The organism is Faecousia sp. (genome assembly GCF_048519415.1).
In the GTDB taxonomy this organism is placed as follows: Bacteria; Bacillota; Clostridia; order Oscillospirales; family Oscillospiraceae; genus JAZOXB01.
On record NZ_DBFZUT010000070.1, the window covers coordinates 24469 to 45854 of the forward strand.

Genomic DNA, 21386 nt, shown 5'->3' on the forward strand with positions numbered 1-21386 from the left:
AGTTCCCGGTTTTGCGCATCAATATCTGTGAATTTTTAACACAAACTTCGTTGATTCCGGCCGGAAAAGCTGCTATACTGACAGAGATAACAGGAAGAAGGTATGACTTATGACTTTTGAAGAGATCGAAAAAAATGAAACGATCCGCGCCTATATTTCCAAGGCGGACGAATCGCTCGTGGCGCTGGGCTACACGGAGCACAGCTTTGCCCATGTGACGCATGTGGCGGCTATGGCGGGCTATCTGCTCGAAACGCTCGGCTACGACGCCCACACCGTCGAGCTGGCAAAGATCGCAGGCTATCTGCACGACATCGGCAATCTGGTCAACCGCATCGAACACTCGCAGAGCGGCGCCGTCATGGCGTTCCAGATCCTGACGTCGCTCGGCTTCGGGGCCGAGGACGTCGCGACGATCGTCACAGCCATCGGCAACCACGACGAGGGCACCGGCGTGCCGGTCAACGCCGTCGCGGCCGCCCTCATCCTCGCGGACAAGGCCGATGTGCGCCGCAGCCGCGTGCGCAATCAGGACACGACGACGTTCGACATCCACGACCGCGTGAATTACTCCGTAAAAAAGTCCACGCTGAAGATCAACGAGGACCGCACGCTCGTCAAGCTGAAGCTGACGGTCGACACGCACTTCGGCTCCGTCATGGACTATTTTGAAATTTTCATGCAGCGCATGATCCTCTGCCGCAAGGCGGCCGAAAAGCTCGGCCTGCAGTTCAAGCTCATCATCAACGAGCAGCAGCTGATCTGAGCGGCTCCGCATCCAGATCGCAGTAGGGATACAGCCGCTCCCACCTCCCGGTCTGCGGGTCGCGGGCCACGCTGCTGCAATGCGAGGCAAGCAGCTCGATAATGGGATAGACGTCGATCCAGATCTCGCTGTCGCACTCCTTCTGCGACTCGTCGAAGATCAGCTGCAGGCCGAAATGCAGGTGCACCGTCTCGATATTGTTGACGTTCTCCTGCGCAGAATAGCCCGTGCGGCCCATAAAGCCGATGACGTCCCCCGCCTGCACCCGCTGCCCGACGGCAAGTCCCTCGGCATAGGGCGTGTCTTTGCGAAGATGGGCATAGTAATAATAGCGCTTCCGGTCGTCGGAGCGGATGCCGATGCGCCAGCCGCCGTAGCGGTTCCAGCCGAGCGCCTCGACCGTGCCGCCCTCCACCGCGCAGATGGGCGTGCCGAGCGCACCGAGGATGTCGTTGCCGAGATGCGGCCGTGCATAGCCATAGCTGCGCTGCGCTCCGAAGTCCGGGTAATGCGACCAGGGATAGCCCGCCGCAATGGGCGAGAACGCCTTGAGGCCGTAGGCCGGGATCCACTCCGCTTCGCCGGTTTGCGGATCCGTCCGCCGGATGGCAAAATGCCCGACCAGCCCGCCGAGCGCCGCGCCGTAGGCCGCGCGGTAATAGGAAAAACAGCGCCCCGCCATGCCGGGCAGCCGCTCCGGCGGCGTATCGCCGCGCAGGATCTGCGCCGCCCGCTGTGTGTCCGCCACAGTCACACCCGTTCCGCCGCGCCATGCCGCGGCCAGCGCCAGAATATCGATCCAGTCAAGGGGCTGCTCCCCGCCCTGCGAGGCCATGTCCAGCTCCAGCGCGCTGCGGAGCACCGGCGCACTGAGTCGGAAGTCCACCCAGTGAATGTAGTCCGCCGACGCATGCGGCAGCAGGCCCAGCAGCAGGATCGCGATCAGCACTTTTTTCATCTGCACCACCTCTCCGGTTATTCTGCCGGGGAGGTGGTCGTTTTATGCCGAAAAACAGGCCGCCGATCAAATGGCAGAAACCAGAAGCCCGCCTGTGGCGGCTAAGCACCGGCGCAATCAACAGGCTGTCGTTAAAATGATGGCACAGGCCCCGATTTGTCATTGCGAGGGCGCTTTGCGCCCGTGGCAATCTCGTGCCGTCTCTACCGCTTCGTAATGGCTGTCGTTGAAATGGCATGCACCGATTGCGTCTGTAGCGGCGCTTAGTAAGCGCCTAAGGCAGTTGCAGGTATCGCAGCGGTAATTCAACGGCGCAAGGTAAACAGGCTTGTCATTCCGAGGAGCGCAGCGACGTGGGAATCTTTCGCAACAGCCTGCGAATTCGCCGAAGTCTGCCTGTCATCCAATCGGGTACTGCGAGATTGCACCCCAAGGGCACTTCCTCGCGCTTCGCGCTCAGGGCGCCACGTCGGTCTTCGGCCTCCTCGCAATGACAAATCCGGTGGCCTTGCGCCACAAAAATACTGCCGCAGGAGCAAACCCCTGCGGCAGTATTTTTCCGGATTCAGATGACCTGATAGCCCTGATCCTCGACGGTCTTCTTCAGGAGCGCGTCGTCGACCGGTGCGGACAGCGTCAGGACGGCCGTGCCGCTGACATGGCTGACCTCGGCCTTTTCCACGCCCGGCAGGGCCTCGAGGCACTTCTTCACGCGGGCCTCGCAGTGACCGCACATCATACCTTCGATCTTCATCGTCTTTTCCATGGATGTTTCCTCCTTGTTTTCCTTATGATCTTCAGCCGTTTTTGCAACGGTCTGCTTTGCATGGTTCTTCCGCTTGTGGTCGTGCTTCGTGCTGCGGATGCGGAACAGGTTCAGGCGCAGGGCGTTCGTCACGACGCAGAAGCTCGAAAGGCTCATCGCCGCCGCGCCGAACATCGGGTTCATCTCCCAGCCGAGCAGGTGGATCCACGCACCGGCGGCAAGCGGAATACCGATAACGTTGTAGAAAAATGCCCAGAACAGATTCTCGTGGATATTGCGCAGCGTGGCGCGGCTCAGGCGGATGGCAGCCGGAACATCGAGCAGACGGCTCTTCATGAGCACAACATCCGCCGCGTCGATGGCGACGTCCGTGCCCGCGCCGATGGCGATGCCGGTGTCCGCACGCGTCAGGGCGGGGGCATCGTTGATGCCGTCGCCGACCATGGCAACCTTGCCCTGCTCCTTCAGGCGGCGGATGACGGCCTCCTTGCCGTCCGGCAGGACACCCGCGATGACCTCATCCACACCGGCCTGTGCGCCGATGGCCTTTGCCGTGCGCTCGTTATCACCCGTCAGCATGACGACGCGGATGCCCATGCCCTGCAGCTCCCGGACGGCCTGCGGGCTGTCCGGCTTGATGATGTCCGCCACGGCGATCACACCGAGGAGCTTGCCGCTGCGGCAGAAGAACAGCGGCGTCTTGCCCTGCTCTGCCAGCCGGGCAGCGCGGTCCTGCGTCTCCTGCGGGATCGCGGCAAGGCTCTGCACGAAGGCGAGATTGCCGCCCGCGAGCTTCTGCCCGTCCAGCTCGGCCGTCAGGCCGTTGCCGGGCACGGCGCGGAAGTCTGTGACCTCCGGCGCGTCCATGCCGGCCGCGCGGCGCACCACGGCACGGGCCAGCGGATGCTCGCTGCGCTGCTCGAGCGCATTGGCCAGCCGCAGCAGCTCATCCTCCGTCACGCCCGGCGCGGGCAGCAGGTCCGTGACCTCCGGCTCGCCCTGCGTGATGGTGCCGGTCTTATCCAGCGCGACGATCTCGACGCGCCCGGCCGATTCCAGCGAAGCGGCCGTCTTGAACAGGATGCCGTGTCTTGCGCCGACGCCGTTGCCGACCATGATGGCCACCGGCGTGGCAAGGCCGAGGGCGCACGGGCAGCTGATGACGAGCACGGAGATGGCGCGCGCCAGCGCATAGCCCACGGTCTGGCCGACAAGCATCCAGGCGGCAAATGTGACGAGTGCGATGCCGATGACCGCCGGGACGAACACGCCGGAAACACGGTCGGCCACCTTGGCGATGGGGGCCTTTGTCGCGGCGGCGTCGCTGACCATGCGGATGATCTGCGAGAGCGTCGTATCCTCGCCGACGCGCGAGGCGCGGCAGCGCAGGAAGCCGGACTGGTTCAGGGTCGCCGCGGAGACGGCATCTCCCGCGGCCTTATCCACAGGGATGCTCTCGCCGGTCAGCGCGGCCTCGTTCACGGCGCTGCTGCCCTCCTCGACGACGCCGTCCACAGGGATGGTCTCACCGGGGCGGACGACAAAAATGTCGCCGGTGCGCACCTGCTCGATGGGGACGAGCGTCTCCTTACCGGAACGGACGACAGTCGCCGTCTTCGGGGCGAGCTTCATGAGGCTCTTGAGGGCGTCTGTCGTCTTGCCCTTTGAGCGGGCCTCGAGCATTTTGCCGACGGTGATGAGCGTGAGGATCATGGCGGCGGACTCAAAATAGAATTCGTCCATATAGTGCATGACCAGCTCGGCATCGCCGTGCAGCTGCGCGGCCGTCATGGCAAACAGCGCATAGGTGCTGTAGCCGAAGGCAGCCGTCGAGCCGAGGGCCACGAGGGTGTCCATATTCGGCGCGCGGTGCAGCAGGCTGCGGAAGCCGCTGAGGAAGAAGCGCTGGTTGATGACCATGATGATGATCGTCAGCAGCAGCTCGGTAAGGCCCATGGCGACATGGTTGCCCGCCAGGAAGCCCGGCAGCGGCCAGCCCCACATCATGTGGCCCATGGAGAGGTACATCAGCACGACCAAAAAGCCGACCGAGGCGATGAGGCGGCGCTTCAGCTTCGGTGTTTCACGGTCCTCCAGCGCCTCGAGTGCCTCGGACGGCCGGGCGGCCGACGGCTCTGCGCCCTTGCGCTTTGCGCCATAGCCCGCCTCTGTCACGGCGGCGACAATGGCGGCTTCGTCCGCCGTTCCCTCAACGGCCATGGAGTTCGTCAGCAGGCTCACACTGCACGACGTCACACCCGGCACCTTGGAGACGGCTTTTTCCACGCGGGCACTGCAGGCCGCGCAGCTCATTCCGGTCACTTGATATTGTTCCATCGTTCCCATCCTTTCCGATGTATTTTCGGGATCGCATCACTTCATGAGCTTCTGCATGGTGCGCACAAGCTCGTCGATCACCTCGTCGTTCCCGGCGCGGATATTCTCCGCGACACAGGTGCGGATATGGTCGGCCAGCAGCTCCTTGCAGAAGGCGTTCACCGCCGCGTTGGCTGCGGCCGCCTGCGTCAGAATGTCGGGGCAGTAGGCGTTTTTCTCCAGCATGCCCTTCAGGCCGCGGATCTGGCCCTCGATCCGGTTCAGCCGGTTCATCAGGCTCTTGTATTCCTCGTCCGTGCGGACCTTGGTCTTCTGGCAGCAGCATTCTTCCATGACGGTCACCTCGTTCTTTCAGATACCCCATTGGGGTATCTTGATTATATACCCCTGCAGGGTATTCTGTCAAGATGGAGCGCAGAACTTTTTTCAGTTTTTCCGTTTTTGCGCGTAAAAAACCGCCGGCAAGGCCGGCGGTTCGGGCGCGGCGAGCGTTTACCGTTTTAACAACAGCCGCTGCAAATCCTCAGCGCTCCGTATTTCCATCCGCCAGCAGGGCGGCGATGGCGGGCGGGACATAGCTCGAGACATCCTGCCCGTAGTGGCGCAGCTCCTTGACCATGGAGGACGACACGGCGACGTTATCCGCGCGGAAGTAGACATATTCCAGCGACGGATCGATGAGCTTGTTGACCTCGGCGATGTTTTCCTCGTAGTTGTAGTCCATGTTGTTGCGCAGCCCGCGGACCATATAGCCGATGCCGTGATGCTTCGTATACTCAGCGATGAGGCCGTCATAAATACTGACCTCGCAGTTCGTAATGCCGCTGTCCGCCAGCGCGCGCTCCATGGCCTCCTGCATGCGGCGGCAGTCAAAGGCGCGCCGCTTCTCGGAATTGACGGCCATGACGATATAGACCCGGTCAAAAATGGCCGAGGCCTTGCGCACGATGTCCATATGACCGTTGGTAAACGGGTCGAACGACCCGGGATAGACCGCTTTTTTCTCCATGCGTGTTCCCTCTTTTGCAGATGTCGCGCCGGAAAGCCCGGCACGGTAATTGTAGCGGAACGGCCCGCAAATTGCAACAGAAAAATGCAGCCGCCCGGTTTTCGGGCGGCTGCATGAGAAAACGTCTTATTCGCGGCGAAGAGCTTCGATGGGGTTGAGCTTCGACGCCTTCACGGCCGGGACGAGGCCGAAGATCAGGCCGATGAGGACGGAGAACACCACCGCCACGAGAATGGCGGGGACACTCAGCGCCGTCGGCGTATCCATGAACTTCGAGATGAGCTGCGACATGCCGATGCCGCCCAGCACGCCGAGCAGGCCGCCGATGCCGGTCAGCACGGACGCCTCCGTCAGGAACTGCGCCAGAATGCGGCGGCGCTTTGCGCCGATGGCCTTCTTCAGGCCGATCTCCGCCGTGCGCTCCGTGACGGTCACGAGCATGATGTTCATAACGCCCACGCCGCCGACGAGCAGGGAGATGCTGGCGATCCAGATGAGCTGGTTGTTCGTCGCGCTGCTCATTTCCTGCAGCTGCTGGGCCTGCTTGAGCAGATCGTCGCTGCGGTAGGAATAGCTGTTGTCGCCCGTGGCTTTGCTGGCGATGATCTGATGGCTCGTCAGATAGTCCGCGACAGCCTTGCCCGCGTCGGTCATGGTGTCGGTCGACGTGGCGCGGACGGCCACGTTCTGCGGCTCGTCGAAGCGGTAGAGCACCGGCCAGACGGACGTCGGCACAAAGGCCAGGCCGCTGGACTCCTGCACATACATCGCATAGTCCTTCACGGAGTTGATCCTCGGCTCGAAGCTGGATTTCTGGCTCACCACGCCGACGACCATGAACGGCTCGCCGGAGATCTCCACGATCTTACCGATGGGATCGTCCGAGCTAAAGAGCGTCTTGGCCGCCGTCTCATCGAGGATGACGTTCTTACTGGCCGAGGCAAAGTCGCGGGCCGTAAAGCCGCGGCCGCTGCGGACCTCATAGCCGTAGACGGAGAAATAGTGATCGTCCACGCCGTAGAGCTTGCCGCTGAAGCCCGTGTTGCGGTAATAGAAGCCCTCAACATTCTCGCGGCTGCGGTAGAGCGTCACATCTGCCACGCCGTCGAGGGCAATCATCTCATCGCGCTGCTCGTCCTGCAGGACGCGGATGCCGTCCGGCGTCTGATAGGACATGTCGACGGCCCAGTCATTCTGATAGAGCTGGACATTGACGATATTGCTGCCGGAACCGATGAGATTCTGCTTGATCTGCTCATTCGTGCCCTTGATGGTCGAGATGATCGTGATGATGGAAGCGATACCGATGATGATGCCGAGCATCGTCAGGAACGAGCGGAGCTTATGGCCGAAAACGCCCTGAAATGCAAGCTGGATATTTTCAAACATGCTCTCGCCTCCCGTTAATAGCTGCCGTAGTAGTAGAAATCATCCGAGTTGTCGCTCTCAATGGTCTCTGCGTTCTCCTTCACATCCTTCCCGTAGGGGAAGGCGATCCAGTCGTCGACCGTCAGGCCGCTTTTGATCTCCGTATAGCCCCACTGCACGACGCCCGTCGTGACATACTGCTTGTGCAGGAGCTGATCCTCACCGCGGCGATAGACATAGCTTCCGCCGTCATCCTGCCGGATGAAGCGTGTCTCAATGCACAGGGCATCCTCGCTGGTCGTCGACGCAGCGTTAAAGTAGACGTCGACCCACTCGTCCTCGCGCAGCGGGCTGTCCGCATCGAGCGCAATGAGCATGGTGTAGAAGCTGACGTTCTGGTTGCCGGACGAGTAATAGGGATTATTGGAGGAGGGCACCGGGGTATCGGAGATCTCCGCCACCGTACCGTAGACCTCGCCGTGCTCCCACGACTGGATGCGCATCTGGGTGCCGACCGGATATTTATCGCGGTCAAGCTCCGTCACGCCGGTCTTGACGTAATAACCGCCGCCGCCCGAGACGATCACGACGGGGCTTCCCTCCTGCTTGGCTGTGTCGGGGTCATTCACGCGGAGCACCGTGCCGTCCAGCTTGGACGTTACGACGCCGTTCGCCGCCTCCTGCTTCATGCGCTCCAGCTCGACCTTGTCCATGCGGAGCTTCAGGTCAAGGTCGCGGATTTCCTTCTGCTTCTCGGCGCGCATCTTTGCGATCTCCGCCGCAGTGTATTCGCCGTCATAGTCGACGACCGTGACATCCGGGCTGGCAGAGACATCCGCCGCAGCTGCCCGCAGGGTCTTGTTCTCCTCCTTCACGTCGTCCTGCTCGGGAATGAACACCGTGAAACGGATGGACTGCGTTTCCTCGTCACGCGTAAGCTTCAGCGGAAGCTCACTGAGCAGCTCGGCGTGCAGGGCATTGCCCTCGCGCACCTGGAACACGACCCACAGCTCCGTTTTTTCGCCGAGGAGCTCTTCAAAATAGGACTGATCGTACTGCATATCCGCCGCGCAGAGGTAGAACAGCGGAGAGGCCTGCGTGCCCTCGCCGCCCATGAGATAGGGCAGCTCCTCCGGGGCAATGGGAACGGTCGGCTCCGTCGGCTCAGGCGGCTGGGTCGGCTCGTCCGTCGGCTCCGGCTCCGTCGGCTCCGTGGGGGGATCCGTCGGCTGCGTCGGCACATAGGGGCGCAGGCGGTTGATGTTGGCAAGGTCTTTTTTGGCCTTGTTGAGGTTCAGGTCGTCCTGCTTGACTGCGATCTCCTGCCGCTCGACCTGAATGTCGGAGAGCGTGGTGTCATAGCGGAACAGCGGATCGCCCTTCTTGACGGTCTGACCCTCCTGCACGAGCAGGGCTGTGACGGTCTGCGTATCGGAGGCATAGATCTTCTGCAGGTTATCCGCTGTCACGTTGCCGGACTGCGTACTCTCGTTCGAGAGCCAGCCCATAAGCATGGACACGGGCGCGACCTTGACAGGGTCGCTGCGATGCCCAAGGTACCACAGCACGCCCACGACGATCGCCGCGGCAAGCAGCAGGCTGACGCCCGAAATTACGATCGCTTTGACACTCTTTTTCTTATGCAAGGCTCTCACCGTCCCTTCTGCCGTCTGACAGGATGCCGTCGCGGATATAATTGATCCGCTTTGCGCGCTCGGCGATCTCCTGCTCATGCGTGATCATGATGATCGTAGAGCCGGCGTCGTTCAGCGCGTCGAAAATATCCATGATCTGGTTGCCTGCAGCAGAGTCCAGCGCGCCGGTCGGCTCGTCCGCCAGCAGCAGCTTCGGGCGGCCCACGATGGCGCGCGCAATGGCGACGCGCTGGCACTGACCGCCGGAGAGCTGGTTCGGGCGGAAATTCAGCCGCTGACCGAGGCCCATCATCTGCAGCGCCTCAATGGCGCGCTCGCGGCGCTCCTTCTTGTTCACACCGGCGTACAGCAGCGGCAGGGCGACATTATCCACAGCCGAGAGCTTCGGCAGCAGATAGAAGCTCTGGAACACAAAGCCGAGCAGGCGGTTGCGAATCTCCGCCAGCTGGTTTTCGTTGGCCTTGGTGACATTCTCGCCCGTCAACAGGTATTCGCCGCTCGTCGGTACGTCAAGGCAGCCGATGAGATTCATGAGCGTCGTCTTGCCTGAGCCGGACGGGCCCATGATGGCGAGATAGTCGCCCTCCTCGACCTGCAGGTTGATGTTTTTCAGAATGCGGACGGTCTCCTTGCCCTGCGGATAATCCTTGCAGATATCCTTCATTTCAACGAGCATAGGTGACTCCTCCCGTCTGAGAAGACTCGCCGTCCTCGCTGCCTGCAGACTCCTCTTCGCCGCCCTCGATGAGACCAGTGTCCGCGCTGTCGCCGATAGCGCCGCTGTCCACATAGCCGTCGTCGATGCCGCCGTTGTCGATCATGCCGCTGTCATCGACGCCGTCGCTCGGCTCTGCGCTCGGATCCTCCGTCGGCATGGTGTGCGTCGTCGGGTCGCCCTCCTCCATGCCGTCCTCGGGGAAGGCGATGTAGTCCTCCGCCGCAAGGCCGTCGAGGATCTCATAGGTATTGTAGGTCTCGTCGAACGTGCCGACGGTGACGGTGCGCTTCTCGAGCTTGCCGTCCTTCTCGGCCCAGACCCAGAAGCCCTCCTCCGCAGAGCCCTGCAGGAATGAGGCGTCGAGCTTCATGGTGTCGGAGACCGTGCCGCCGTCCGACGGCTCGATATAGACGTGCTGACCGAGCATCAGGCCGTCCGTGCTGTCGAGCTCGACATAGAACGGATAGTTGCTGGAGCTGCTTGTGTCGTCGGAATTGGAATAGCCGTAGCCATAGGAAAAGTCGGCGTTGCCGGAGCTCGGGTTTTCCGTATCGATCTCCGTGATGGTGCCGGACCAGACGGAATCGTCCACACGGGAGCGGATGACAACGGGAACGCCGACGGCGATGTCGCTGCGGTTCAGCTCGTTGATCTTGCCCTTGACGCGGTAAGCGCCGTCCTGCACCAGCGTGATGTAGGCTGCGGCATTGCCGCTGCTGTCCGTGCCGTTCTCGTTGATGGCCTGCACCTTGCCGTCCACAGGAGCCGTCACATTCGCGGTGCCGGAGCCGGAGGTCATGGAATCGAGTTCCTTCTGCTTGACGGTGATGTTGTACTCCGCTTCCTTCTTGTCGGCCTCAAGTGCCTGGATCTGCACGGTGTAGGAGAGCTGCTCCGAGGTGGGCGCGCTCTTCTTTTCCTTCTCGAGCTGGGAGATCTGGGACGTCAGATCCTTGACGTTGTTCTTCATCTGCTCAATCTCAAGTTTGGCCTTGTCGATGGTGAGCTGCATATCCTCCATATCATAGGTAAACAGGACCTCGCCGGACTTGACCTCCTGGCCGACCTCGACATTGAGCTGCTTGATCTTCCGGCTGGAATCGCGGTCAACCTTGATCTCCTTCTGCGCCACGACGACGCCGGAGCTGGCGTTCGCGCCGCCGAGCGAGCCATAGCCCGTGAGCGCCGCCACAGACTGCACATAAACCGCCGCTTTCCCGGAGCCGCAGGCAGACAGCAGCCCGACCGCAAGCACCAGCGCAAGCAGGCAGCAAAGCATTCGTTTCTTCATCGTAGATCCTCCGTTTCTGCGCCGCAATGGCGCTTCCTCTCAGCCAGCCGAAAAAGTCCCTCTGGTTTTTCGCCGGACTGTTTCCTCTATATAGACGGCGCCGGTGCGCCGTTCGTTCCCTTGTATCGGAAAATAATTCCGTGGAAAAGGTGCCTCAGCGCGCGAGGATGGCCTGCAGGGCAGGCTCGAGCTCCGTCGTGTCGAGCGATTCGACACGGCCCGCATCGCAGGCCTCCGCCACGGCGGGGTCGATAGGCAGGCGCGCGAGCACCGGCAGATGATAGGCCTGCGCCGTCTCGTCCAGATGACTCTTGCCGAAGATCTGATGGCACTTGCCGCAGTCCGGGCAGCGGAAGTAGCTGTAGTTCTCCACAAGGCCGATGACGGGCACATGCATCATCTCGGCCATGCGTACGGCCTTGGCCACGATCATGGAGACAAGCTCCTGCGGCGAGGTGACGATCACGATGCCGTCCACCGGCAGGGACTGGAAGACCGTCAGGGGCACGTCGCCCGTTCCGGGAGGCATATCGACGAACAGATAGTCGACATTTTCCCACACGACGTCCGTCCAGAACTGCTTGACCGCGCCCGCGATGATGGGTCCGCGCCAGAGAACAGGGTCATCCTCATGCTCGAGCAGCAGGTTCACGGACATGATCTGGATGCCGCTTTCCGTCACGGCCGGGTAAATGCCCTCCTCATCCGCACTGGCGCATTCGCTGACGCCGAAGGCCTTCGGGATGGACGGGCCGGTGATATCGGCGTCCAGCACACCGGCGCGGCGGCCGGTACGCTGCATGGCCGTTGCCAGCATGGCAGAAACGGTGCTCTTGCCGACGCCGCCCTTGCCGGACACGACGGCGATGACCTTGCCGATCTTGGACTTCGGATTGGGCTGCGCTTGCAGGCTCTCCGGCTTGCGCTCCGAGCAGGCTTCGCTGCAGCTCGAGCAGTTGCCTCCGCAGGATTCACTCATAATGCAAAAATCTCCTTTTGACCGCTCCGGGGTGTACGGAGCGGATATAGTCATGGTATATTATAGCCGCTGCGGCCTCCGGACACAAGTCCGAAAGCCGCAGAATTCATGAATATTCCATTAAGAAATCCGGCGCGCAGGCCTCACCCCTGCTCCAGCGCCTGCGCGGCCTCCTCCCAGCGAGCCATCAGGTCCTCCAGCTCCGCCTCGCAGCGCTCCTTTTCCGCCGTCAGGCGCAGCAGCTCCTGATAGTCGCTCGCAGCCCCGGCCAGCGCCTGCTCGAGCTGCGCCGCCTCGTCCTCCTTCGCAGCGATCTCCCGCTCGAGCCTGCGGACGAGCTTTTCCAGCTCCTTGCTGCCGGAGACCGGCTTGGCCTGCTTTTCCTTCTTTGGCTGGGCGGGCCGCTGACGGGCAGCCGCCTCGTGCTCCAGAATGGCGCGGTATTTGGCATAGCCGCACGGGAAGTCGCGGATAGCCCCGTCTGAAAGCTCCCAGATACGGGTAGCGAATTTATCGACGAAATAGCGGTCGTGCGAGACGAAGATCAGCGTGCCCTCGTAGTCCTCGAGGGCGCATTCGATCCATTCGCGCGAGGCGACGTCCAGATGGTTCGTCGGCTCGTCGAGCACGAGCAGATTGATTTTTTCATCCATGAGCATGCACAGCCGCAGCCGCGACTGCTCGCCGCCGGAGAGCGTGCCGACGGTCTTGAACACGTCCTCGCCGGAGAACAGGAATGCGCCGAGGCGGTCGCGCGCCGTCTGGGGCGTGCAATTCTTCTCATAGAGCATCGTGTCATAGAGCGTGCGCTCCGGGTGGGCAAAGTGAATGACCTGCGGCAGATAGCCTGACTTGACGGACGGGCCGAACTTGATCTTTCCCTCCGCGGGCAGCTCGCCGAGCAGCACGCGCAGGAACGTCGTCTTGCCGGTGCCGTTGTCGCCGAGCAGGGCGATTCGTTCGCCGCCCCGCACCGTCAGCTCCACACCGGAAAACAGCGTCCGGCCGCCGAACTGCTTGCTGAGATTCTTGACGGTGAGGACTTCGTCGCCGTGGAACTCCTTTTCGCCGAAGCGGGCGCGGAGCGTCTTCTCCTTTGTCGGCCGCTCCGTCTTCTCGATGCGCTCCATGCGGTGCTGGATGGACATGGCGCGGCGGTAGAGCACGCGGTTGTTGATGCCCCAGCCCTTCATGCGCTCGACGGTGAAGCCGAGCTGCTTGAGCTTGGCCTGCTCCTGCTCATACTGCCGGAGCTGATGGTTGAAGCGCTCCTGCTTTTCCTCGAGATAGAAGCTGTAGTTGCCGCTGTAGAACTCGGCCCTGCCCGCAGAGATCTCAATGATGCGCTGCACGACCTGATCAAGGAAATAGCGGTCATGCGAGATCGTCAGGACCGTTCCCTTGAAGTGACGGATGTAGTCCTCCAGCCACTCCACGCTGCGCAGGTCCAGATGGTTCGTCGGCTCGTCGAGCAGCAAGATGTCCGTCTTCTCGAGCAGCAGGCGCGCCAGGTTCACGCGCGTCTTTTCGCCGCCGGACAGGCGGTCGAATTCCCGGCCGCGCATTTCGGCCGGGATGCCAAGGCCGTTGCAGACCTTGTCGACTTCCGTGTCCTGCTCATAGCCGCCGCCCGTCAGATAGGCGTTGCTCAGGCGGTCATATTCGCTTAGATTCGCTCGGGAAGCATCCTTTTCGAGCGTTTTTTCCAGTTCCTCCATCCGGCGCTTCAGAGAGGCCAGCGCAGCAAAGGCCGTGCGCAGCACGTCCTCAACGGAAAATCCGGCCGGATAGACCGGGATCTGGGAGATGAGGCCCAGCTTCTTCCCGGCGGCGATATGGATCTCGCCGGAATCGGGGGACAGCTCCCCCGTCAGCAGGCGGAACAGCGTCGTCTTGCCACAGCCGTTGCGGCCCATGATGCCGACGCATTCGCCCTCGTGAATGTCAAAGCTCAGTCCGTCCAGCAGGGTCTGGCCGACCTCAAAGGACTTGACCAGCTCGTTTACCGAAATATCGATCATCGCAGTTCTCCATAGCGGTGTTGAAATTCTTCGCGCGTCATCAGCAGATTCAGCGCCTGCAGCAGCCCTGCGCTGCCGAGATGCTCCGGCAGGCCAAGCTCCTGCTGCAGCGTGCGGCGGCGCGCCGCGCTGTCCGCCCCGCCGGAAAGCCCGGCGAGATACAGGTCCGTTTTTGTGATGGGGTCCGGCGGCTCCGGCGAGTCCTCCGCCTGTGCCCCGGCCCGCCGCAGCGCCTCGAGCAGCACCTCCGGCGGCATGCCCTCCACGCCGAGCTTGCCCTCCCTGCCGGGGGCGCGTTTGCGGCGCTCCTTGCCCGGCACATCGGGGATATAGGCGTGCAGCACCTGCTCCGGCGGCAGTGCGCCCTTGAGGAAATTGCGGATGACGAAGCCCGCACCGTCGGAGTCCGTTAAAATAATGAGGCCCCGCGCCGCGGCGACCTGCCGCAGAAAGCCGAGCAGCCGCCTGTCCTTCATCACGCCGAAGCCATGCGTCTCGATGACGGGCGCATCGACGAGCTGGCACAGGGCATTTTTGTCATAGCGCCCCTCGACGACGATGGCCTGCCGCAGCTTAATCATGGCGGGCCTCCTCGGCGAGCTGCAGGATCAGAAGCTCCAGAATCCGCGCCGGGTCGTCATAGGACGTCTTCATCTGCCGGTCGGCCTCGCAGCACAGCAGCACGGCCTGCGCACAGAAGCGGTCCGACAGCCGCCGCGCCTGCGCAAAGCACTTGTTGGCCGCAAACGGCGCGACGCCGCAGAGCGAGGCAAGGTCCTGCGAGGTCTTCCCGGCCGCCTGCAGGATGCGCGCGGCATGGAGCCTGCGCATATGGCTGCCGACCGCGCCGAGCATGGCGATGGGCTCGGCCCGCAGCTTGAGCATGACGCTCAGGCGCTCGAGTGCGCGGTCAAATTCCCGCTGGCCCAGCGCGTCGGTGATCTCAAAGACGACCGCCTCGAGCGTCGGCTCCACAACGGCGTCGATGTCTGCGCGGACGATGTCGTCCGCGCCGGAATAGGCGCAGATCTTTGCGATCTCGGCATCGAGCCGTGTCATGGACGAGCCGCAGCGCTGCAGCAGATAGCTACAGAGCGCGGGCGAAATATTCTTTTTCTCTGCACGGAAGTGCCGCACGATCCACGCCGTGAGGTCGCGCTCGGTCTGGTAGGCGAACTCCGCCAGCACGGCGTTTTTCTCCATGGCGTCCCAGAGCTTTTTCTTCCGCTTGTCCGGCTTGAAGTCCGCATAGACGAGTACAAGGCAGGCATAGTCCGGGATGTCGGAAAACAGCGCCGCCAGCTGCGTGCGGTCATCCTCCGGCAGGGCGAACAGATCGACGTCGTCGACCTGGATCATCGTGCGCTCCGCCATCATCGGCAGGGCCTCGAGGCTCTCCGAGAGGACCTGCATCGAAAAATTCTCCGATGTCAGGCGGTGGAAGTTGAAGTCCTCCGTCGGCCCGTCGACGAGCTGCCTGCGCAGCATGGAAAGATAGTAGCGGCGAAGATAGTCCTCCTCGCCGTAGAGCACATAGAAGCTGCCGGGCGTCTTCTGCGCCAGGTCGCCCTTCAGGCGCGCATAGCCGCCGGATTCCGCTTTTTTTGCCATAGCCTTACCTCGTGATCGTAATATCGCCCGCCTGATCCGTGCGGTATACGGCCGCGCCCGCCTCCGTCAGGCGATCGAGCACGGCCTGCGCGGGATGGCCGTAGGAATTGTCCGCGCCCACGGAAATGACTGCGATCTCCGGCGAAACGGCCTGCAGCAGCTCCGGCGCGGTGGAACCGGCCGCGCCGTGGTGCCCGACAACGAGCACCTCCACCTGCGGCAGGCTGTGCGTATCGGCCAGCACGCGCTCCGCGGCGGCCGGCATATCGCCCGGGATCAGTATATCATATTCTCCCGCGGACATCAATGCGGCAAGCCCGCAATTGCGCGAGCCGGGCAGGACCGGCGCAAACAGCCGCAGGCTGCCGCCGGAAAAATCAAGCGTCAGGTCCTCCGTGACAAAGACGATCTCCGTGCCGCAGCGCTCCGCCGCAGTCAGGATCGCCTCGCGGCTGTCGCTCTCCTGCTCCGGCAGGAACAGCCGCCTTACCTGCACCCGCGCCATGAGCTGCGCGGCCCCGTTGCAGTGGTCCGCATCCAGATGCGTCAGAATGAGGCCGTCGATGGACGCTTCACCGCCCATGCGAAGCTCGCGTGCAGCCGTCTCACCGACGGCCTCTCCGCCCTCGCCGCCGCAGTCCACCACAAATGTCGCACCGCCGCCCCGCAGAACGGTGCAGGCGCCCTGCCCGACGTCCAGCGCCGTCATGGAGACGGGGTCCGTCTCCCACAGGGCCGCGCCGAGGATCGCTGCCGTCAGCGTCACGGCTAGGCAGGCCGCAAACACGCCGGGCTGCCTGCGCCGCTGGAGCAGAAAGATCACAAACATTCCGGTCGCGGCAATGAGCCAGACGCACAGGAGTGTCCGGTTGAGATAAACGGCAGCATAGGGAAGCCCGGCCGCCGTGGTGACGATGCCGCGCGCCAGCCGGAGCAGCCACGCCGCGGGCCACGCTGCGATCCGCCCGAGCGGCAGCCACACAAGGCCCAGCACAGCCGTGATGCACCCGAGCGAGAACGCAAGGCTGAACAGCGGCAGGGCCAGCAGGTTCGTCAGCGGAGCGGCCAGCGAGATCGACCGGAAATACCACGCCGCCAGCGGCAGCGTGAAGGCCAGCGCACCGAGCGTTGCCGCAAGCGACACACAGATCGCGCGCAGCAGCCGCGCCGGAAGCGGATGGCGCTCCCGCAGGGCCGCGACATGCAGCCTGCCCTGCAGCCAGCCGTTCAGATCGCCGGAAAACAGCTGCAGACCCGCCACGGCGGCAAACGACAGCTGCAGGCCGACGTTTGCAATGGCGCGCGGATTCGGCAGGAGCAGCAGAAGCAGGGCGAAGCACAGAGACGTCGGCCCGTCGTTCTCGCGCCCGAGCAGCGGTGCGAGCAGCAGCACGGCATTCATGACCACGGCGCGCGTGACGGAGGGCCGAAAGCCCAGCATGGCAGCAAAGAAGACCATCACCGTAATGCCGACGCCCGCCGTCAGCCGCCTGCGCCGCAGACACAGCAGGCGCACCACGCCGAGCAGCAGCGTCACATGCATGCCGGAGACCGCCACGATGTGGGAGATGCCCGCATCGGACATGGCCGTCTGCAGAGCATAGTGCAGGCCGGACGTGTCGCCCGTCACCAGAGCGATGGCAAGCGGCGCAGTATCGGCCGGAAAGCAATTCGTGATCGTGCGCTGCACGGTCAGCAAAGCCCGCTGCGGCGCATAGCGCAGCGACACCTGCTCCGGATGTTCCCATTCGGCCTCGCCGCGGGCAAAGCCGAGCAGGAGAGTGTCATTGGAAGCCAGATACAGGGAATTCCCTGTCTCCGTCACATCCGCCGTGACGCGCACGCGGTCGCCGAGCGCGGCATCCTCCGGCGCATTGCGGAGATAGAGCTGCATGCGGTTCCCCTGCAGCAGGGCAAGGCAGCGATAGCCGTATTGTGTCCTTTCCGGCAAGCTGCAGACCTCGGCCTCGATGGTCTGCCCCTCGCCGCAGAGGGCACGGACGGACACGAGCCGCCCGGCATCCGCCCAGCACCAGAGAACCCCGGCCGCAAGGCCGAGGGCGATCGTGCGCACGCGCCGGACCGGGTCGCCGTGCAGGAACAGGAGCACGGCAGCAAGGGCCGCGAGGCACAGACCGGGCAGCCAGCCCCACGCAGCCGGGAGCGCATAGGCGCACAGCGCGGCTGCCGTCGCAAACGCCGCGGAGAACATCGCGAGAATGCGCATGGTCCGCCCTCCCTTCCGCCGAAAAAACCGGGGCGGGCTATTGCCCGCCCCAGCGTTGGTGATCAGATTCGTTTTTATTCTTAATTGAAAGAGCCGAGCGTCTTGCCGCCGAGCACATGGAAATGCAGGTGCTTCACGGTCTGACCGGCGTCCTCGCCGCAGTTCGTCACGACACGGAAGCCGTCGGCGAAGCCGAGCTCCTTCGTGAGCTTCGCAATGACGGCGAAGATGTGACCGACGAGCGCGGCCTGCTCCTCGCCCAGCTCTGCGGCCGAGGCGATGTGGGCCTTCGGAATAACAAGGAAATGCTGCGGTGCCAGCGGCTGGATGTCGTAAAACGCCAGGCACTGCTCGTCCTCATACAGTTTCTTCGAGGGGATCTCGCCTGCCAAAATGCGGCAGAAAATGCAGTCGTTCATATTTTTCCTCCCAGATTTACGCCAGATGCGTGGTGACAAAATCATCCACGCCCGCCAGCGCGTCGTCCAGCTTCAGCAGGTCGCGGCCGCCGCCCATGGCGGAATCGGGCTTGCCTCCGCCGGAGCCGCCGCAGGCTGCGGAAACCTCTTTGATGAGCTGACCGGCCTTGATGCCGCGGCCGACCGCGTTCTTGCCGCAGACGGCAAGCAGCGTGATCTTTTCGCCCTGCGTGCTGGCCAGCACGGCAACGGCGTCCGGCTCACGGTCACGGATCTGGTCGCCCATCTTGCGCAGGTCGTTCGGCGCGATGTCATTGCGCATGACGGTCAGGACCTTCAGGCCGCCGACCTCGCGCGCTGCAAACAGGCAGCGGTCGATCTCGCCGCTGAACAGCTTGTCCTTCATGGCGTCCAGACGCTGCTTGAGCTCCTTGACCTCGCCGACCATGGCGTGGGCGCGCTGCATGAGCTCCTTCGGCGTCGTCTTCAGCTCGTGGGCGATATCCAGCAGCAGGCGGCTCATCTGCTCCGTCTGGCGCAGGACCTCCTTGCCGGTGTAGGCCTCGATGCGGCGCACGCCGGAGGCAACGGAGGCCTCGGACAGGATGCGGAACGGGCCGACCTTTGCGGTGTTGTCCAGATGCGTGCCGCCGCAGAACTCCAGTGAATCCTCGCCCATCTTCACAACGCGCACGGTCTCGCCGTACTTCTCGCCGAACAGGGCCGTTGCGCCGAGCTTCTGTGCCTCGGCGATCGGCAGGACCATCGTCTCGACCGGCTCACCGCGCAGCACCATCTCGGAGACCTGATTACCGATCTCCACCAGCTCCTCCGGCGTGACGGCGGAGAAGTGCGTGAAGTCAAAGCGCAGGTGATCCGGCTCCACGAGAGAACCGGCCTGATGGCAGTGCTCGCCGAGCACGCGCAACAGCGCGGCCTGCAGCAGATGCGTGGCCGTATGAGCGCGGCGGATGGCGGCGCGGCGCTCAGGATCGATCATGATCTCGCAGGATTCGCCCAGCTTGATCGTGCCGCTCACGACGCGGCCGTAATGCATGAATTTGCCGCCCTTGTTCTTCTGCACGTCCGTGACCTCGAACACGCCGTCCGGGCCGGTGATCGTGCCGTGGTCGGCGACCTGACCGCCCATCTCGGCGTACATCGTCGTCCGGTCGAGCACCACGATAGCCTCGACGCCTGCGGCGATCTCGCTGCGGGACTCGTCCTCCGCCACGATGGCAAGCACGGTGCCCTCGGTCTCGTTTTTGTCATAGCCGACGAACTGCGTCTCGGGGATATCCTGGCCGAAGTCGATACCGGCCCAGCCGAGGTCGCCGAGGGCCTTGCGCGCCTCGCGCGCGCGGACCTTCTGCTCCTGCATGAGCTTCCGGAAGGCTTCGAGGTCGACCTCCATGCCCTCCTCGCGCGCCATCTCGACCGTCAGGTCGATCGGGAAGCCGTAGGTGTCATAGAGCTTGAAGGCATCTGCGCCGGAGAAGACGGATTCGTTGTTTTCCTTATGCTGCGCCAGCATCTCGGAGAAAATGCGCATGCCGCCGTCGATCGTGCGGGCGAAGTTCTCCTCCTCCACGCGGACGACGCGGGTGATATAGGCGGCGCGCTCACGAAGGTCGGGATAGTGGCCCTCGTTCTCGTGGATAACGGTCTCGACGACATCACACAGGAACGGATGGTCCACGCCGAGCAGCTTGCCGTGGCGGGCGGCGCGGCGGAGCAGGCGGCGCAGCACATAGCCGCGGCCCTCATTCGAGGGCAGCACGCCGTCGGAGATCATAAAGACGGATGCACGGATGTGGTCCGTGATGACACGCAGCGAGACATCCTTCTCATGGCTCATGCCGTAGTGCGCGCCGGTGATCTCCGTGACCTTGTGGGTGATGTTCATGACGGTGTCGACATCGAACAGGGAGTCAACGTCCTGGCAGGCAACGGCCAGACGCTCGAGGCCCATGCCGGTGTCGATGTTCTTCTGGACGAGGTCGGTATAGTTGCCGTGGCCGTCGTTGTCAAACTGGGAGAAGACGTTGTTCCAGATTTCCATATAGCGGTCGCAGTCGCAGCCGACGGTGCAGCCGGGCTTGCCGCAGCCATACTTCTCGCCGCGGTCATAATAGACCTCGGAGCAGGGGCCGCACGGGCCGGAGCCATGCTCCCAGAAGTTGTCCTCCTTGCCGAAGCGGAAAATGCGGTCGGCCGGGATGCCGATCTCCTTGTTCCAGATCTCGAACGCCTCGTCGTCGTTCTCATAGATGGACGGATACAGGCGGTCCTCCTCGAGGCCGCAGACCTTCGTCAGGAATTCCCAGCACCAGGCAATGGCCTCATGCTTGAAATAGTCGCCGAATGAGAAGTTGCCCAGCATCTCGAAATAGGTGCCGTGGCGCGCCGTGTGGCCGATGTTGTCGATATCGCCGGTACGGATGCACTTCTGGCAGGTGCAGACACGGCGGCGGGGCGGCGTGACCTCGCCCTTGAAATAGGGCTTCATCGGCGCCATGCCGGAGTTGATCAGCAGCAGAGACGCATCGTTCTGCGGGATCAGAGAAAAGCTGGGCAGGCGCAGATGGCCCTTGCTCTCGAAGAACGAGAGGAACATCTCGCGCAGCTCATTGACGCCATACTTTTTTGTGGCCATGGGAATCATCCTCCTGAAAATACTCGGAATAAAAAGCAGACCCCACCCCCGGATATAGGGGCGAGGCTTCTCGCGGTACCACCCTAATTACCGCAGCGCGGCATCTTAGTCATCGGATAACGGGGATGGGCCGTCCCGCTCGTCGCGGGCCGCTCGGAAGTGGCGGTCTGCAGCATCGGCCGCAGGGCTTGCACTCTCCCCTGCTCGCTGACGGTTCTGCCGCAGATTGGCTTCTTCAACGCGAATTCTCACGATTCTTGGACTATTCTATCAGCGGACGCGTGATTTGTCAACCATTTTTCGCGCCGGTACGGCCCGCCCGCTTAATACAAACTTAATTTCTTCTGGCTTATATTTTTAATATCTCCGGGGTACAATAATACCAGAAGCGTTGAGTTAATCTTTTTCATTTTCCCCCTCTTACTTTAAACCGGGAGTTGCAGGTAAGCCAGCCACTTGCCTGCAATTCTTTTTGGGATTCTTCCCCAAAAATCCCAGGCTAAACCAGATCGGCTGCCCCGTCCTAGGCGTGGGAGCCGTCAACTTCAAATAAACTTAATATTTTCTTGGTTTTCTTCTTAATAATTCCCGGATATAATATGGAT

The 21386-nt window shown here is 62.7% G+C and carries 16 protein-coding genes; 1 reads left to right on the plus strand and 15 read right to left on the minus strand.

The annotated features are described in order from the left end of the window. Positions 1 to 109 precede the first annotated feature (109 nt). Positions 110 to 766: an HD domain-containing protein gene (locus tag ACMKFF_RS07540; RefSeq protein WP_349134419.1), complete on the plus strand. Its 657-nt coding sequence runs from the start codon at positions 110 to 112 to the stop codon at positions 764 to 766. Here ACMKFF_RS07540 and ACMKFF_RS07545 read toward each other — a convergent pair. The 15 genes from ACMKFF_RS07545 to alaS all read right to left on the minus strand — a co-directional run bounded on the left by ACMKFF_RS07545 (position 744) and on the right by alaS (position 20781). Beyond that, entirely contained in the window at positions 744 to 1724 is a 981-nt protein-coding gene (locus ACMKFF_RS07545) for a M23 family metallopeptidase (protein WP_419496550.1), read from the minus strand. The genes ACMKFF_RS07540 and ACMKFF_RS07545 overlap by 23 nt on opposite strands. Before the next feature lie 565 nt (positions 1725 to 2289). Then, complete coding sequence (locus ACMKFF_RS07550; RefSeq protein WP_419496551.1) at positions 2290 to 4827, minus strand: heavy metal translocating P-type ATPase; 2538 nt, start codon at positions 4825 to 4827, stop codon at positions 2290 to 2292. 36 nt (positions 4828 to 4863) lie between these two features. Beyond that, positions 4864 to 5160, minus strand: a complete 297-nt coding sequence (locus ACMKFF_RS07555; protein WP_349134793.1) for a metal-sensing transcriptional repressor — start codon at positions 5158 to 5160, stop codon at positions 4864 to 4866. Positions 5161 to 5350: 190 nt separating this feature from the next. Continuing rightward, positions 5351 to 5836: a pantetheine-phosphate adenylyltransferase gene (gene coaD / locus ACMKFF_RS07560; RefSeq protein WP_419496552.1), complete on the minus strand. Its 486-nt coding sequence runs from the start codon at positions 5834 to 5836 to the stop codon at positions 5351 to 5353. Between the two features lie 126 nt (positions 5837 to 5962). Then, positions 5963 to 7225, minus strand: coding sequence for an ABC transporter permease (locus ACMKFF_RS07565; protein ID WP_419496553.1), 1263 nt, complete (start codon positions 7223 to 7225; stop codon positions 5963 to 5965). A 14-nt stretch (positions 7226 to 7239) separates the two neighbouring features. Beyond that, entirely contained in the window at positions 7240 to 8850 is a 1611-nt protein-coding gene (locus tag ACMKFF_RS07570) for a biotin/lipoyl-binding protein (RefSeq protein ID WP_419496554.1), read from the minus strand. Further along, positions 8843 to 9535, minus strand: coding sequence for an ABC transporter ATP-binding protein (locus ACMKFF_RS07575; protein ID WP_349134840.1), 693 nt, complete (start codon positions 9533 to 9535; stop codon positions 8843 to 8845). Before ACMKFF_RS07575 ends, ACMKFF_RS07570 begins: the two co-directional genes overlap by 8 nt. Then, the gene (locus tag ACMKFF_RS07580; RefSeq protein WP_419496555.1) at positions 9525 to 10868 is read right to left on the minus strand and encodes an efflux RND transporter periplasmic adaptor subunit; all 1344 of its coding nucleotides are present in this window, start codon (positions 10866 to 10868) and stop codon (positions 9525 to 9527) included. The genes ACMKFF_RS07575 and ACMKFF_RS07580 overlap by 11 nt, the downstream gene beginning before the upstream one ends. Before the next feature lie 154 nt (positions 10869 to 11022). Next, positions 11023 to 11847 (minus strand): Mrp/NBP35 family ATP-binding protein, encoded by an 825-nt coding sequence (locus tag ACMKFF_RS07585; protein ID WP_349134838.1) that lies wholly within the window; start codon positions 11845 to 11847, stop codon positions 11023 to 11025. A gap of 143 nt (positions 11848 to 11990) precedes the next feature. Next, positions 11991 to 13868 (minus strand): ribosomal protection-like ABC-F family protein, encoded by a 1878-nt coding sequence (abc-f, locus tag ACMKFF_RS07590; protein ID WP_419496556.1) that lies wholly within the window; start codon positions 13866 to 13868, stop codon positions 11991 to 11993. Next, entirely contained in the window at positions 13865 to 14449 is a 585-nt protein-coding gene (locus ACMKFF_RS07595; RefSeq protein ID WP_419496557.1) for a toprim domain-containing protein, read from the minus strand. Before ACMKFF_RS07595 ends, abc-f begins: the two co-directional genes overlap by 4 nt. Further along, a complete protein-coding gene (holA, locus tag ACMKFF_RS07600) occupies positions 14442 to 15479 on the minus strand; it encodes a DNA polymerase III subunit delta (protein WP_419496558.1) in 1038 nt (345 codons plus the stop codon). The genes ACMKFF_RS07595 and holA overlap by 8 nt, the downstream gene beginning before the upstream one ends. Before the next feature lie 4 nt (positions 15480 to 15483). Next, positions 15484 to 17706 carry a DNA internalization-related competence protein ComEC/Rec2 gene (locus ACMKFF_RS07605; protein ID WP_419496559.1) on the minus strand — a complete coding sequence of 741 codons (2223 nt, stop codon included), beginning with the start codon at positions 17704 to 17706 and terminating at the stop codon, positions 15484 to 15486. An 80-nt stretch (positions 17707 to 17786) separates the two neighbouring features. Next, on the minus strand, positions 17787 to 18125 hold the full coding sequence (locus ACMKFF_RS07610; protein ID WP_349134833.1) for a histidine triad nucleotide-binding protein: 339 nt from the start codon (positions 18123 to 18125) through the stop codon (positions 17787 to 17789). A 16-nt stretch (positions 18126 to 18141) separates the two neighbouring features. Beyond that, positions 18142 to 20781 (minus strand): alanine--tRNA ligase, encoded by a 2640-nt coding sequence (gene alaS, locus ACMKFF_RS07615; protein ID WP_419496560.1) that lies wholly within the window; start codon positions 20779 to 20781, stop codon positions 18142 to 18144. Positions 20782 to 21386: the final 605 nt, after the last annotated feature.